This window comes from Halorubrum sp. B53 (assembly GCF_059752395.1).
Genome location: NZ_MWTH01000015.1, coordinates 662,343 through 677,373, shown reverse-complemented (window position 1 = coordinate 677,373; position 15,031 = coordinate 662,343). Strand labels below are relative to the sequence as shown.

Genomic DNA, 15,031 nt, shown 5'->3' with positions numbered 1-15,031 from the left:
CCCCCGCGATCGACGGGGAGCGTCCCTCAGTGGAACCGATACGACTCGCCCGCGGCCCCGTACGAGCGGCCGATCCGCGTCGGGGCCGTCCTCGGAGCGTCTACGCGTCGAAGTAGGACGCCGCTCCCTCGTGCAGCTCGATGGACATCCCGTCCTGCGCGCTGTCGACGGTGATGAAGTCGGTCTTGATCGTGAGCTCGTCGAGGTTGTCGAAGATGGCGGCGGTGACCGTCTCGACGGTGTCGGCCGGCACCCCGGCGTTCGTGGCGATCATCGCCTGCACGGCGACGGTCTCGATGTCCTCCTCGACGCCGCTGTACGTGCCGCCGGGGATGGTGTCGTTCGCGAACCAGGAGGCGTCCTCCTTGACGGCCTCGCGGTTCTCGCCCGAAATCGGAACGATCTCGATGTCGTTCGTGTTCGCGAGGTCCTCGATCGCGCCGACCGGCCAGCCGCCGACGACGAAGGCCGCGTCGATGTCGCCGTTAGCGAGCTGTTCGGACGCCTGCGAGAAGCCGGCGTTCTGCTCGTTGTAGTCGGTGACCCCGATCGATTCCAGAATCTGCACCGCGTTGACCTGCGTCCCCGACCCGAGGTCGCCGGTGTTGATCGTCGCGCCGCTGAGGTCCCCGACGGAGGAGATGTCGTTCTCCGCCAGCGTGACGAGCGTGATCGTCTCCGGGTACAGCGTCGCGACGCCCTGGAGGTTCTCGATCGCGTTGTCCTGGAAGGCGTCGATGCCCGTCCCGTTCTTCGCGAACGAGGCGATGTCGTTCTGGATCAGCGCGAAGTCGGCCGACCCGTCGGCGAGGCTGCCGACGTTCTCGACGCTCGCACCCGTCGACTGGACGTTCAGCGAGAAGTCGGTGTTCGCCTCGACGATGGTCTTGATCTCGTTCGAGAGCGGGAAGTAGGTCCCGCCGGTCCCGCCCGCGTGCCAGCTCAGGCGGCTTTCGGTGCCTCCGCCGTCGGACCCGTCGCTCCCGTCGGAGCCGTCGTCGCCGTCGCTGCCGTCGCTCCCGTCGGAGCCGTCGCCGCCGTCTCCCGAACAGCCCGCGATGCCGACGAGGCCCGCGGCTGCGGCTCCTTTAAGAATCTTTCGTCGATCGATACCATCGGTGTTGTAATCGTCCGGCATAGTTTTAGGATCCGATCACTTCCCTATGTATCTGTCGGTGGAATCTCAACGGAGCAGACGCAGTTTAAATACCGCTAATCCGCCATATCCCGGCTGTTTCTGCCGCTAAAAGCCGCGATCCCGTTTTCGATTCCCGGCGGGTCCGGGGCGGGGCTGAGGGTCGGAGCGCCGACCCGGTCTCCGTCTAGGCCCGTTCCGCGCCGTAGACGACGTTGACGCTGACTCGGACGCTCACGTCGCCGGTCTCGACTCCCGTCGCGGCGTCGCCGCCGTCGCCCCCCGCGGCCATCGCGGTCTCGGCGACCCGGTACGGCGTCACCCCGGCGTCCGCGGTGGAGACGCTGTACGCGCCGGTGACCTCGAGCCCGCTGGAGTTCGCGAGCACGGCCGCGTCGTCGTCTGCGTTCGCCATCGCGTTCTCGATCGCCGCCGCGCGCACCTCGCGCTCGCGCTCCTCGCTCAGCCCGAACTCGATGCGCCGCACCTCGTCGGCGCCGGCGTCGACCGCGACGTCGATCACCTCGCCGACCGCGTCCACGTCGTCGATCGTGACGGCGTAGCTGTGGACGCCCTGATACGTCGTCCGATCCGGATCGTCCCGGGTCTCGTACGACTCGCGCACGTCGTAGCGGTCGGTGCGGATGTCGTCCTCGTCGAGTCCCCAGTCGGTGAGTGCCGCCCGAACCGACTCGTCCGCGGCGGAGAGCTCGTCGCGGACCGCCGCCGAGTCGTTGCCCGTCGCGGTCACCGCCACGCGGATCGTGGCGCGGTCGGGCTCGGCCGTGGCCACGCCGTCCGCCGTCACTTCGATGCTCCTGTCGAGCGCCGGTTCCTCTCCCGGAGCCGCGTTCGCGGCGGTCCCCGCGTCTCCCGTCGAGCCGGGGAGTCCCGCGCAGCCCGCCAGCGCGACGAGCAGCACGAGCCCGGCCGCAGTCGCCAGTCTTCGGTCCATGCTCGACCCGTCGCTCGGAGCTCACTATAAGTCGCCGGTGGGACAAAGAGCCGTTTGCGCTATCGACCGCCCCGTGACGCGGTCGGTTACGTCGCGTGGTCGGTCGTGTCGTCGGTCGCGTTGCCGGTCGTGTCGTCGGTCGCGTGGTCGGTCACGTCGTGTCGTCGGGGTCGTCCGTCTCGTCCCCCTCCTCCGGGTCGTCGTGATCGGTGACGACCGACCGCTCGGGCGGGGGGCTCTCCCCCTCATCGCCGACCGCTTCTTCTTCGACCTCCTCCCCGTCGCCGGGGTCCTCGTGGTCGGTGATCACCGTCGGCTCCGTCGACTCGTCGGTCGAACTCCCGTCGGTGCTCCCGTCGGCGTCGTCGTCGTCGGAGCTCCCGCGCCTCGGGGGGATCGGACCGGAGTCGTCGGGGCCGGTGAGCTCGGCCCCTCGCGACGCGGCGGGATCGCGCTCGACGCCGCCGTCCGGCGGTCCGGAGACCCGGCGCCCCGAGCCGAACAGCCGTTCGCGGATCGAGCGGCTGCTGGGGCGTTCGGCGAGCAGCACCGAGCAGTCGACGTCGTGGATCACGTCCAAGTGCAGCGAGTTCGAGACGAGCCGGGAGAGGAGCCCCTTCTCCGTAGCCCCGATGATGACGAGGGTGTTGTTCACGGCCTCTCGGGCGATCGCGTCCTCGACGTCGCCGCCCTCGTCGACGACCCGCCTCGCGTCGGCGAGGCCGTGCTCGGTCGCCCAGCCGGCGAGGAACCCCTCGCCCGCGTCGCGCTCCTCGGCCCCGTCGACCACGTGGAGCAGCGTCACCTCGGCGCCGGCGGTCCGCGAGAGCACGTTCGCGACCTCCGCGCCGAGCGCCGAGTCCGGCCCCCCGGAGGTCGGGAGGAGTATCCTCGAGGTGTCGAGGTCGGTCTCGCTCAGGATGAGGAAGTCGCAGGGGAGCTGGTTGGTGAGCTCGTCGATGGGGCGTTCCGCGCGGGCGGCGTTCCACAGCTGGTCTTCGCCCCAGCCCATCAGCACGGCCTCCGGGCGGGTCCGGCGGGCCATGTTGAACACCTCCTCGAACGAGCGGTGGGAGACGACGGTGGACGTCGAGACGTCGACGTCGTACCCCTCTGCGGTCTCGCGCAGTCCCGCCATCCCCTCCTCGGAGACGTCGGCGATTCGGCCCGCGCCCGCCGACAGCGACATCCGCTCCGGCGCCTGTACAACGTGGACGATGTGGACGAGCCCGTCCTCGTGGTCGCTGGCGATCCGGCTCGCGAGCTCGACGATCGGGCCGTCGGTCCGCGGGTTCGTGATCGGGACCATGATCCGGTGGCCCTCGTTGGCGAACAGCGTCGCCTCCGTGGCGTCCAAGATCGGGACGTACGAGCGCCCCGCGGCCCGGCCGAGCACCCACTCGGGCACCGTCAGCCGGCGGGTCATCCCCTCGAAGCGCGCCTCCTCTAACCGCTCCTCGCTGGTCTGGAAGTAGTTCACCAGCGTGACGAGCACGATCCCGCCGATGGTGTTCCCGAGCAGCACCGGAAGGACGAAGCCGCCGAGCCCGCCGACGAGGGTGACCCCGCCGGTGTACAGCCCGAGCTGCTGCGCGAACAGCAGGTACAGCACCTCGGTGAACGAGACCACGACGTGGTAGAGGTTCCCGAGCGGGATCGCCAGGAACGCGAGGTAGACGACGAGCAGGCGGGTGACGGAGTTCGTGGAAGCGAACCCGACCCAGACGACGCCGGCGACGATCAGTCCGGCCATCGCGGCCTTGAAGAAGAGCGGCCAGAAGCCGACGTCGAGCCCGCCGGCCGAGATGTATATCGCGGAGTCGACCGCGTCGCCGGTGAAGACGCCGCCGTACGAGAGCACGACCGCCCCGAACGCGCCGCCGGTGAAGTTCCCCGCGAGCACGATACTCCAGTGGCGCAGCAGCGTCGGGAGGCTCGCGAGCCGCTCCAAGGTCAGCGCGACCGGCGGGAGCGTGTTCTCGGTGTACAGCTGGTAGCCGCCGATGATGATGTAGACGAACCCGAGCGGGTACAGCAGGACGCTCAGGATGGGATGGCCGTCGGTCGACGCCGTCAGCGAGGCGTACAGCATGAACGTGATCGTGATCGCCAGCCCCGCGGCGACGCCGCTGAAGAAGAGCTCGCGCCCGCCCGAGGTCACCTCCTCGTCCGCGGCGGCGATGATCCGCTGGAACACCTCGTCCGACGAGAAGCGGTCCCGGACCGCTTCGCCGACCGCCGGCGCCCCGCTGCGGGAGCGCTCGACGACCTCGCGCATCGAATCGTCGTCGGAACGTGTCGAGTCGGTCACTGTGCTACGGCACTCGGGCCGCGTTAAAAAGTACTTCCACTTTCGGTATACGGCGACAAAATCGACGATACAGAACTTCTACGGGAGAGACGCTCCCCTATCGTCTCGAATCCGTCGAAAACGGGACCGATCGGTCGGTATCGCGCAGCGGCGCCGGCTCAGGCGCGTTCGACGGTCACGATACGGACCTCGATCCGGACGTCGTTCCCGATCGTCGTCTCGACCCGCTCGTCGAGCGCGTCGGCGAGCCCCGCGAGGTCGCTCCCCGGCGGCGCGCCGACGATGACGTCCACTCGCTCGGTCTCGAGCGGGGGGAACGTCCCGGTCCGCTCGATATCCAACTCCAGCAGCTCCACGTTCGAGTCGAGCGCGGCCAGCTCGTCGCCGACGGCCGTTCTGATGTCCGCCTCGGTCGTCGAGACGGCGTAGGACTCGTAGGTGACGCCGCCGAGGAACACCGACAGCACCGCGATGGCGGCGACGAGGACCGCGACGCGCTTCACGAACGCCGCGCGCGCGTCGTCCTCGCGGAACCAGCGCTGCGGCCGGTACCCCTCGTACCAGAGCACGACGAGCGCGGCGAGGTTGATCGAGAGGACGTTCACGGCCAGGATCACGCCCGCGCCGAGCACGAGCCGGGGGATCTGAAAGGCGATCCCGATGCCGACGGCGGCCGCGGGCGGGATGAGCGCCACCGCGATCATCACCCCGACCAGCGTCGCGGAGACGCCGGTCATCAGCGACACGATCCCCGCGATCCCGGCGCCGATCGCGACGACGAGCACCAACACGTTCGGGGCGAGCCGCTCGGAGACCTCCGCGAGTTCGAGGGGATCGAGCCCGGGGGGGACTAACGCGAGGGTCCGGAGCGCGAACGCGAACAGCGTCGCGGCCGCGACCGCGACGACGACGCCGAGCACCTGCATCCGGACCCCGCGTCTGAACATGTCCTCGTCGTCGACGACGGTGCCGATCGCGGCCGACATCGCGGGGCCGATCAGGGGGGCGATCACCATCGACCCCACGACGGTCGCCGGCGAGTCGAGCAGGAGGCCGGCGGTCGCGATCACCGCCGAGATCACGGTCATCAGCACGTAGGTTCCCATCCCGGAGGCGAGGCTGTCCGCCTTGGCCTGGAGCTCCTCCCGGGAGATCCGGTCGCCGCCGCGCTCGGACTCCTGCTCGTACTCCTCCTCGAGCGCCTCGAACCGCCGGGAGATGACCGTCTCGGCGGCGACGATGACGGTGTAGGTCCGCTCGTCGATCCCCGCCTCGCGCAGCCGTTCGAGGACGGGCTCGACCGCGGCGGTGGGGAGCGGGAACATCGCGACCGCGGTGTACTTGCGCCCGCTCGTTTCGTCGGTGATGACGTAGTCCACCCCCTCCTCGTCGAGCGCCCGGACCACGGCCGCCCGCTTTCCCGCCGGGATCATGACCTGAACGAGTCGCACGGTGGGTGGTCTCGCCGCCGGCCCTTATAAGGGATGGTGGGAACGCCGTGTCGACCTCCCCGTCAGTCTCGCGAGAAACGGAACTTTAATGCGCGAATCCCTCGCACCTTCGGACAAGAATGCTCTCGCCGCTGGCTATCGACACGTTCCTGCTCGATTACCATCTCGGGCACGTCATACTGCTCGGGTTCATCGTCTCGCTGCTCGGAGCCGTGCCGCTGAAGTCCCAGCGCGTGATCGCCTCCGTTTTCGCCGGCTTCGGACTGATATTCTTCATGTCGCCGTACACGACGATGCCGAAGACGTACATCCTGATCGGGATCCCGATGATCCTCATCGGCACGCTGCTGTGGACGATGGCCGACAGCTAACCGGCGGCGCGCGACTCGCTCTCTGTCCTCTCTCCCACCGACGCCCCAGCGACGCGACCGGGATCGGCTCGCCGTCCCCCGCCGCCGCTGTTCGATCCCGCTCCTTTTTGCACCCCCGGCGACACTCCCCGGCATGGTCACGGTACGGGCACCCGCCACGAGCGCGAACCTCGGCAGCGGGTTCGACGTGTTCGGGGCGGCTCTCACGCGGCCGGCGGACGTCGTCACCGTCGAGAAGGCCGCGGAGACGACGATCGAGGTCACCGGCGTCGGCGCGCAGTACATCCCGGAGGACCCCGAGAAGAACACGGTCGGCGCGGTCGTCGAGGCGCTCGACGCGCCCGCGCGCATCCACATCGACAAGGGGGTCCGCCCGGCCTCCGGGCTCGGCTCCTCGGCCGCCAGCGCCGCCGGCGCCGCGGTCGCGCTCAACCGGCTGTACGACCGCGGGCTCTCCCGCTCCGAGCTGGTCCCGATCGCGGCCGAGGGGGAGGCGGTCGTCTCCGGCGTCGCCCACTCGGACAACGTCGCGCCCTCGATCCTCGGCGGATTCACGGTGACGACGAGCGAGGCGACCCACGCGGTCGACGCCGCGGTCCCCCTCGTCGTCTGCCTCCCCGACGTCGCGGTCTCCACCCGCGACGCGCGCCGCGTCGTCCCTGAGACCGCCTCGATGGAGGACCTCGTCGCAACGGTCGGCAACGCGGCCACGCTCGCGGTCGGGATGTGCCGCTCCGACCCCGACCTCGTCGGCGCCGGCATGTCCGACCCCGTGGTCACCCCCGAGCGCGCCCGCCTGATCACGGGGTACGACGAGGTGCGCGCCGCCGCCTTCGACGCCGGCGCCGCGGGCGTCACCGTCAGCGGCGCCGGCCCCGCCATCATCGCCGTCTGTCGCGAGGGCCGCCGGCGCGGGGTCGCCGCCGCGATGCTCGACGCCTTCTCCGTGGCCGGGATCGACGCGCGCGCCTACCAGACCCGGATCGGGAAGGGGTCGACGGTACTGGAGGAGTAGGGTCGCCACGTGGCGAGCGATCGGCGGAGCGCCTGGCGATTATTTATAAGCAGACTGCGGTGGCGCGCGCCTCCGAGCGCTCGCTTATAAGCGAGCGCGAGGAGCGCCGCGCGAGGGACGCGGTGAGCGCTCGAAGAGCGCGAACCGCGAGGCTGGGGAGGTGTGAGGGTGCAGTGCTGTGCGGTCGGGTGGGACTCAAAGGGGCAGCCGCGATTCCCGCGAGCAACGCGAGCGGGAAGACGGGAGACGAAGTCTCCCGGAAGGACGAAGCACGGCGACGCAAGGACCGCAGGGAACGAGCGAAGCGAGTGACCGAGGACCGCAGCGAGCCGCGCGAGTTGCGAGGGCGACCGAAGGGAGCCCTCGACTGGCGAGCGGCCGACAGGCCGCGAGCCCCTCGCGGCTGGGGCTTTGGCGGTGTTCACTGCCACAGCGACTGCGACGAGGTATAGCCGAGCAGCTGGGGTTTTGGAGGTGTTCTCCGCCGGTATGAGGTCAATTTCTTATAAATGAGCGGCTAGGGCTTTGCAAACGGTTTACCTCATCGTCACGCACCCGACACCCGTTCAAAAGCGACCGAACGCAGGAACCGGAAAACTCGCTATTTAAACGCCGCGGCCCTGCAGCTTCTCCTCTTCGGGCATGTCCTCGTTGGACTGCCCTTTCATCCCCTTGCCGGTGCCGCTCGCGATGCGGGCGAGCTCCTCGGGGTCGTCCCAGTTGTTGACGGCCTCGACGATCGCCGTGCCCATCGCCGCGGGGTCCTCCGCGCCGAAGATGCCGGAGCCGACGAAGATGCCGTCACAGCCGTGGTACATCATCAGCGCCGCGTCCGCGGGCGTCGCGATCCCGCCGGCGGCGAAGTTGACGACCGGGAGCCGGCCCGCCTCGGCGGTCTCGTGAACCAGATCGCGCGGGGCGCCGTGTTCGCGGGCCCACTTCTCGCGCTCCTCGTGGTTGAGCCCGGTGAGCGTGCGGATCTGGTTTTTGATGGTGCGCTGGTGTTTGACCGCCTGATTCACGTCGCCGGTGCCGGCCTCGCCCTTCGTCCGGATCATCGCCGCGCCCTCGCGGATGCGCCGGAGCGCCTCGGGGAGGTTCCGGGCGCCGCAGACGAACGGCGAGGCGAAGTCGCGCTTGTCGGTGTGGTACTCGTCGTCGGCGGGCGTCAGGACCTCCGACTCGTCGATCATGTCGACGCCGAGCGCCTCCAGGATCTCCGCCTCCTTGCGGTGGCCGATCCGCGATTTGCCCATCACCGGAATCGAGACCTCGTCGATGACCTCGGGGACGCGCTCGGGGTCGGGCATCCGGGCGACGCCGCCGCGCTTGCGGATGTCCGCCGGGACGTGTTCTAACACCATCACGGCGACCGCGCCGGCGTCCTCCGCGATGCGGGCCTGTTCGCGGTTGACGACGTCCATGATCACGCCGCCCTTCTGCATCTGCGCGAAGCCGCGCTTGACCAGGTCGGTCCCACGTTTCAGCTCCTCCAAATCCGTGGCCTCTGCCATGTCCGATCCGTGGGTCGCCGGCCACTTAACGGGTCGCTTTCGGCCGGAAACGGTCGCGTCCGCGGGGCACCGACGGCCCCTCGCGAGCGCGCGTCCGTCGCCGCGGAGACCGCCCCGCGACTGCCCCGCGGAGACCGCCGGCGACTGCCCCGCATTCGGAGCCGCTGCGACGCCACCGCAACCCCGAAGTCCCCGCCCGTCACAGATCCGCCCGTGACCACCGGAGCCATCCTCGCCGGGGGGCGATCGACCCGCTTCGGCGACCGCGACAAGGCCGTCGCCGAGCTCGCCGGCGTCCCGATGATCCGCCGGGTCGCGGACCGGCTCGCGGGGACGGACGACCCCGTCCCGCCGGGCGCGACCCGCGCCGCGAGCGGCGACCCCGTCGTCGACGAGATCGTGATCAACTGTCGCCCCGACCAGCGCGAGGCGATCGGGGCGGCGCTCGCGGGGCTCCCGCTCCCGGTGACGTGGGCGGTCGACGACGAGCCCGACCTCGGGCCGACGGCCGGGATCCGCAACGCTTGTCGAGCCGCGCCGTCCGAGTACGTGGCCGTCGTCGCCTGCGACATGCCGTTCGTCGACCCCGGATTCCTCGCCTCGCTCCGCGAGGACGCGGCGGGCCGCGAGGCGGCGGTCCCGCGGCTCGACGACCGCTGGCTCCAGACGACGCAGGCGGCCTACCGCGCCGACGCGATGGCCGCGGCCTGCGATCGCGCGCTCGCCCGCGGCGACCGGAAGGTGCTGGCGCCGCTGGAGGAGTTGGACCGGGTCGTCGTCGGCGACGAGACCATCCGATCGCGGACGACGGAACGGACGTTCACCAACGTCAACACGCGGGAGGAACTCAACGAGGCGGCGGCCGCGATCGCGGCGGCGATCGAGACGGGCGACGACGACCGGGCGTAGCCCCGTTCTCGTCCCTCGCGCCGCTCAGTTCTTCAGGGTCTCGTACGCCTCGTTCAGCTCCTTGAACGCCTCCTCGTCGCCGTCCTCGCCGTCGGGGTGGAGCCGCTTCGCCCGCTCCCGGTAGCTCTCGCGGATCGCCTCCTGACCGGCGGTCCGGTCGAGGTCGAGCGTCTCGTACGCGTCGCGCTCGGTCATCCCGCCGGTCGGCGGCGCGCGGTCCCGCGGGTCGCGCCGGCCGCCCGCGCCGGGACCGCCTCCGCCGGGGCCGGCCGCCGCGCCGCCGAACCCGCCGTCGGTCGCGCCCGCGGTCCGGCGCGCGGAGCGGCGGTGCTCGGCCGTTCGGGCGCGCCGTCGCGCCTGCTCGCGCTCGGTCGGCCCCGCCCGCGCGGCCTCGCGACGGACGCGGTCGCGGAGCTTGCCGCTGGCGTGGTACCAGAGGAAGTACGAGACGACGCCGAACGGGACGGCCACGGCCAGCAGGACCGGCGAGACCACGACCCCGGCGACGAGCAGCAGGGCCGTCAGCCCGATGAACGTCGCCGCCATGCCGACGATGATCGTCCGGTTCGTCACGTGCGTACTGAGGCGTCCATCGTTGTAAGCGTCTCGGCGGTGCGCGGCCGAGCGGTCGCGTGAGGAGCGATCGCGTGAGCGCCCTTCCCGCCCGCCGCCCTCCGCACCGTTTATGCCCGCGGGCGCCCGGGTTCGCGGTATGCCAACTGCGGACCGGGATGTCGCGACGGGGCTCCCGCCGGGGATCGCCGCCGCCCGCGAGGAGCTCACGCCGATGCTCTCGCAGTACGCGGACCTCTGTGCCGCCCACGGGGACGCGCTCGTCTTGTTCCAGGTCGGCGACTTCTACGAGGCGTTCTGCGAGGCGGCCGAGGTCGTCGCGCGGGTCTGCGAGGTGACGCTCACGGAGCGCTCGGACTCGACCGGCGATTACCCGATGGCGGGGATCCCCATCGACAACGCCGCCCCCTACCTCGAGTCGCTGCTCGACGCGGGCTACCGCGTCGCCGTCGGCGACCAGGTCGAGGACGCCGAGCAGGCGTCCGGGCTCGTCGACCGCGCCGTCACCGAGGTGATCACCCCCGGGACCGTCGTCGAGGACGACCTGCTGGAGGCGGGCACCACGAACTACGTGGCGGCGGTGGCGGCCGGCGGGGATGGGGGCGGCGGAAGCGCCCGCGATCCCCCGGCCCCCATCGGCCTTGCGGCCGTCGACGTCTCCACGGGCGAGTGCCTCGTCACGTCGGGCGACCGCGACGCGGTCGCCGGGGAGCTCGACCGGATCGCCCCGGCGGAGCTGATCGCGGGCCCGGACGCCCCCGCGTTCGAGCCATCGGACGCCGAGAACGGCTGGACGACTCACGAGCACGACCCGGACGCCTTCGAGCGGCGCGCCGCGACCGAGCGCCTGGAGCCGTACCTCCCGGCGCCCGACCGGCGGTTCGAGGCGGACGCCGAGCTGCGCGCGGCCGGCGCCGTGCTCGCGTACGCCGAGTACACGCAGGGCGACGACGGCCCGCTCTCGTACGTCACCCGGATCCGGCGGTACGACCCCCGCGATCGGCTGCGGCTCGACGCCGCGGCCCAGCGCAGCTTAGAGCTGTTCGAGAACCGCGGGCTCGGCGCCAGCGACACCCTGTTCGACGTCCTCGACGAGACGAGCTGCGCGCTCGGGCGGCGCTGTCTGGAGCGGTGGCTCCGGCGCCCGCTCGTCGACGCCGACGCGATCCGGAGCCGCCACGACGCGGTCGGCGAGCTGGCCGACCGGACGCTGGTCCGGGAGGGGGTCGCCGACGCGCTCGCGGCCGCCTACGACCTCGAGCGCCTCGTCGGACGCGTCTCCCGGGGGCGGGCCGACGCCCGAGACCTGCGCTCGCTGCACGCGACGCTCGCGGTCGTCCCGGAGCTGAAGGCGACGCTGGCGGGGGCGGACGGGGAGGACGCCGGGGATGGGGATTCCGATCACCCGCGCACCGACCACCTCCGCGACCTCCGCGACCGTCTCGACGAGCTGGCCGAGATTCGCGAGCTGATCGACGAGGCGATCGCGGTCAACCCACCGCCCGAGATCACCGACGGCGGCGTGATCCGCGAGGGGTTCGACGACGACCTCGACGCCCTCCGAGCGACCGAGCGCGAGGGGCGCGAGTGGGTCGCCGACCTGGAGGCGAGCGAGCGCGAGCGCACCGGGATCGACTCGCTGTCGGTCGGTCACAACCAAGTCCACGGCTACTACATCGAGGTGACCGACGCGAACCTCGACCGGGTCCCCGACGACTACCGGCGGCGGCAGACGCTGAAGAACAGCGAGCGCTACTACACCCCCGAGCTCAAGGAGCGCGAGGAGGAGATCGTCGGCGCCGCCGAGCGCGCGGACGCCCTGGAGTACGAGCTGTTCGCCGACGTCCGCGAGCGCGTCGCGGCCGAGACGGAGCGGATCCAGGGGCTCGCGGACGCGCTCGCCGAGCTCGACGCCCTGTGTTCGCTGGCGACCGTCGCCGTCGAGGGCGACTACGTCCGCCCCGAGGTCGTCGACGACCCGGACGCCGGGGTCGAGATCGAGGGGGGCCGTCACCCGGTCGTCGAGCGCGCCGAGGAGTCGTTCGTCCCGAACGACGTCGACCTCCCGCGCGGGTCGGTCGCCGTGATCACGGGCCCGAACATGAGCGGGAAGTCGACGTACATGCGGGCGGTCGCGCTCGCGACGGTGCTCGCGCAGACCGGGTCGTTCGTCCCGGCGCAGGCGGCCTCACTGCCGGTGTTCGACCGGCTGTTCACCCGCGTCGGCGCCTCCGACGACATCGCTGGCGGGCAGTCCACGTTCATGCGCGAGATGAGCGAGCTGACGGAGATCCTCCACGACGCCGGCCCGGACTCGCTCGTCCTCCTCGACGAGGTCGGGCGCGGCACCGCCACCACGGACGGGCGCGCCATCGCCCGCGCGGCCGCCGAGTTCGTCCACGACGAGCTCGGCGCCACCGCCCTCTTCGCCACGCATTACCACGGGCTCACCGACCTCGCCGACGAGCGCGAGCGCGTCTTCAACCTCCACTTCACCGCCACCCGCGAGGACGGCGACGTGACGTTCCTCCACCGGGTCGTCCCCGGCGCCTCCTCCTCGTCGTACGGCGTCGAGGTGGCCGAGCTCGCCGGCGTCCCCGCGCCCGTGGTCGAGCGGTCGCGGTCGCTGGTGGCCGACGACGCCGGGGGGGCGCCCCCGGAGGGCGGAGCCGCGACGGACGAGGACGACCGAGACCCGCCCGCCGACGGTCAGACCGACGATGCGGATCTCGACGAGACGGACCCCGACGACGTCTCGCTCCGCGAGTTCCTCGTCGAGGAGGGCGCGGTCGACGACGCGGGGAGCGACGGCCGGGGCGCGAACGCCGACGGAGACGGCCCGAGCGCGACCGACGGCGACGCCCCGACCCCGGACGACGGCATCGGTTTCGACGAGGCGGCCGAGGGCGGGGTCGGGAGCGACCTCGCGAGCGAGCTCCGCGCCCTCGACCTCGCGAGAATGACGCCGATAGAGGCGCTGAACGCGCTCCACGACCTCCAGTCGAGGCTCGACGATGGCGGGTGACGAGCGCGCCGGCGAGGGCCGTCCGGGCGGGTCGACGGAAGCGACCGAGGGGGCGGGACGCGTCCGCCGGCTCGACGCCGCCACCGTCGACCGGATCGCCGCCGGCGAGGTGATCACTCGGCCGGCGCGGGTCGTCGGGGAGCTAGTCGACAACGCGCTCGACGCCGGCGCCTCGTCGGTCGAGGTCGCGGTCGACGGCGACGGCACCGACCGGGTCCGGGTCGCCGACGACGGACACGGGATGAGCCGCGAGGACGCCCGACGCGCCGTGGAGCGCCACGCGACGAGTAAGCTCGCGCCCGACGGCGACCCGGTCGGCGTCGCGTCGTTGGGCTTCCGGGGCGAGGCGCTGGCCGCGATCGCCGACGCCGCGCGGCTCGAACTGACGACGAGCGACGGCGGCGCCGTCGGGACGCGGGTGGTCGTCGACGGGGCGGCGAGCGACTCCGACCCGAGGGATCCGACCGTCTCCGACGCCGGCCGCGCCCGCGGGACGACGGTCGTCGTCGAGGACCTGTTCGCGACCCGCCCGGCGCGTCGGGAGTCGCTCGCGGGGCCGGCCGCGGAGTTCGCGCGGATCTCGGCGCTGGTCGCCGACTACGCGCTCGCGAACCCCCGCGTCGCGTTCGCGCTGGAACACGACGGGGCGACCACGCTGTCGACCCCGGGGACCGGGCCGACGGACGCCCTGTTCGGCGTCTACGACCGCGAGACCGCGAGCCGGTCGACGGAGCTCGCCGCGAGCGTCGCGGTCGAGGACGGGGGCGAAGGGGAAGTGGGCCTCTCGATCGACGTCGCCGGCGCGCTCGCGTACCCCTCGGTGACCCGGGCCTCCCGCGACCACGTCCGGGCGTCGGTGAACGGGCGACCCGTGCGCAACGACCGGCTCGCGGCGGCGGTCCGGGGCGGGTACGGACGCTTACTCCCGGACGGCCGCGAGCCGGTGGCGGCCGTGGATGTCAGCGTACCGCCCGCGCGTGTCGACCCGAACGTCCATCCCGCGAAGCGGGAGGTCGGGCTGCGCGACGCCGACCGGGTCGCGGACGCGGTCGAGTCGGCGGTCGCCGACGCGCTCACGGGCGCGGACCTCCGGCGGAAGGCCGACGTGGACACGGGGATCGAATCGGCGCTCGACCCGGTCGGCGGGGAGGCGGGCGAGCGCCCCGCGGCCTTCGCGGACGCGGAACCGATCGGGACGTTCCGCGACCTCTACCTCCTCGTCGAGGCGGGCGACGAGCTGCTCGTCGTCGACGGCCACGCCGCCCACGAGCGGGTGAACTACGAGCGGCTCGCTCGGGCCTTTGCCGACGAGGCGGTGCCGACCGCCGCGCTCGACCCGCCGGCGACCCTGTCGCTGTCGGCGGACGAGGCGGCGGCCGCGGAGGCGCACGCCGACGCGCTCGCGGCGCTCGGCTTCGAGACGGAGCCGTTCGGCGGGGGGACCGTCAGGCTGCGAGCGGTGCCGGCGCCGTTCGGTCGGGCGGCCGACGCGGACGCGTTCCGCGACGCGCTCGCGACGCTGTCGGGCGGCGAGTCGCCGCGAGACGCTCGGGAGGCGCTGCTTGCCGACCTGGCGTGTCACCCGTCGCTGAAGCGCGGCGAGATCGGCGAGCTGACCCGCGAGGAGCAGCGCTCGCTCTTGGACCGGCTCGGGGAGTGCAATCGGCCGTACGCCTGCCCGCACGGGCGGCCGACGGTGCTGTCGGTCGACGAGTCGACGTTCGCGGCCGGCTTCGGGCGGGACCGGTGAGCGGACGGAAAGCACCACGTCT

Annotated in this window: 11 protein-coding genes; 5 read left to right on the top strand and 6 right to left on the bottom strand. The window is 72.1% G+C overall.

Going from position 1 to position 15,031, the window contains the following annotated elements:
• Nucleotides 1–100 precede the first annotated feature (100 nt).
• The 4 genes from B4V06_RS15960 to B4V06_RS15945 all read right to left on the bottom strand — a co-directional run bounded on the left by B4V06_RS15960 (nt 101) and on the right by B4V06_RS15945 (nt 5,834).
• Nucleotides 101–1,138, bottom strand: coding sequence for a TAXI family TRAP transporter solute-binding subunit (locus B4V06_RS15960; protein ID WP_123112954.1), 1,038 nt, complete (start codon nt 1,136–1,138; stop codon nt 101–103).
• A 184-nt stretch (nt 1,139–1,322) separates the two neighbouring features.
• Nucleotides 1,323–2,090, bottom strand: coding sequence for an SIMPL domain-containing protein (locus B4V06_RS15955; protein WP_123112953.1), 768 nt, complete (start codon nt 2,088–2,090; stop codon nt 1,323–1,325).
• Between the two features lie 151 nt (nt 2,091–2,241).
• Nucleotides 2,242–4,401 (bottom strand): formate/nitrite transporter family protein, encoded by a 2,160-nt coding sequence (locus tag B4V06_RS15950; RefSeq protein ID WP_123112952.1) that lies wholly within the window; start codon nt 4,399–4,401, stop codon nt 2,242–2,244.
• 158 nt (nt 4,402–4,559) lie between these two features.
• Entirely contained in the window at nt 4,560–5,834 is a 1,275-nt protein-coding gene (locus B4V06_RS15945) for a TIGR00341 family protein (RefSeq protein WP_123114863.1), read from the bottom strand.
• Between the two features lie 137 nt (nt 5,835–5,971).
• Here B4V06_RS15945 and B4V06_RS15940 point away from each other — a divergent pair, with 137 nt between their 5' ends.
• A complete protein-coding gene (locus tag B4V06_RS15940) occupies nt 5,972–6,223 on the top strand; it encodes a DUF8006 family protein (protein ID WP_123112951.1) in 252 nt (83 codons plus the stop codon).
• 133 nt (nt 6,224–6,356) lie between these two features.
• A complete protein-coding gene (locus tag B4V06_RS15935) occupies nt 6,357–7,238 on the top strand; it encodes a homoserine kinase (RefSeq protein ID WP_498170589.1) in 882 nt (293 codons plus the stop codon).
• A 605-nt stretch (nt 7,239–7,843) separates the two neighbouring features.
• Here B4V06_RS15935 and pdxS read toward each other — a convergent pair.
• Nucleotides 7,844–8,752 carry a pyridoxal 5'-phosphate synthase lyase subunit PdxS gene (gene pdxS, locus B4V06_RS15930; protein ID WP_123112949.1) on the bottom strand — a complete coding sequence of 303 codons (909 nt, stop codon included), beginning with the start codon at nt 8,750–8,752 and terminating at the stop codon, nt 7,844–7,846.
• 213 nt (nt 8,753–8,965) lie between these two features.
• On the opposite strand from pdxS, the gene mobA reads away from it, so the two are divergent.
• A complete protein-coding gene (gene mobA / locus B4V06_RS15925; RefSeq protein WP_123112948.1) occupies nt 8,966–9,661 on the top strand; it encodes a molybdenum cofactor guanylyltransferase in 696 nt (231 codons plus the stop codon).
• Between the two features lie 24 nt (nt 9,662–9,685).
• Here the strand turns inward: mobA and B4V06_RS15920 are convergent, their stop codons facing one another.
• Nucleotides 9,686–10,234 carry a J domain-containing protein gene (locus tag B4V06_RS15920; protein WP_123112947.1) on the bottom strand — a complete coding sequence of 183 codons (549 nt, stop codon included), beginning with the start codon at nt 10,232–10,234 and terminating at the stop codon, nt 9,686–9,688.
• Between the two features lie 139 nt (nt 10,235–10,373).
• Between B4V06_RS15920 and mutS the strand changes: the two genes are divergently transcribed.
• Together mutS and mutL are read left to right on the top strand one after the other, a co-directional pair.
• Complete coding sequence (mutS, locus tag B4V06_RS15915; RefSeq protein ID WP_498170588.1) at nt 10,374–13,259, top strand: DNA mismatch repair protein MutS; 2,886 nt, start codon at nt 10,374–10,376, stop codon at nt 13,257–13,259.
• Complete coding sequence (gene mutL, locus B4V06_RS15910; RefSeq protein ID WP_123112945.1) at nt 13,249–15,009, top strand: DNA mismatch repair endonuclease MutL; 1,761 nt, start codon at nt 13,249–13,251, stop codon at nt 15,007–15,009. The genes mutS and mutL overlap by 11 nt, the downstream gene beginning before the upstream one ends.
• Nucleotides 15,010–15,031: the final 22 nt, after the last annotated feature.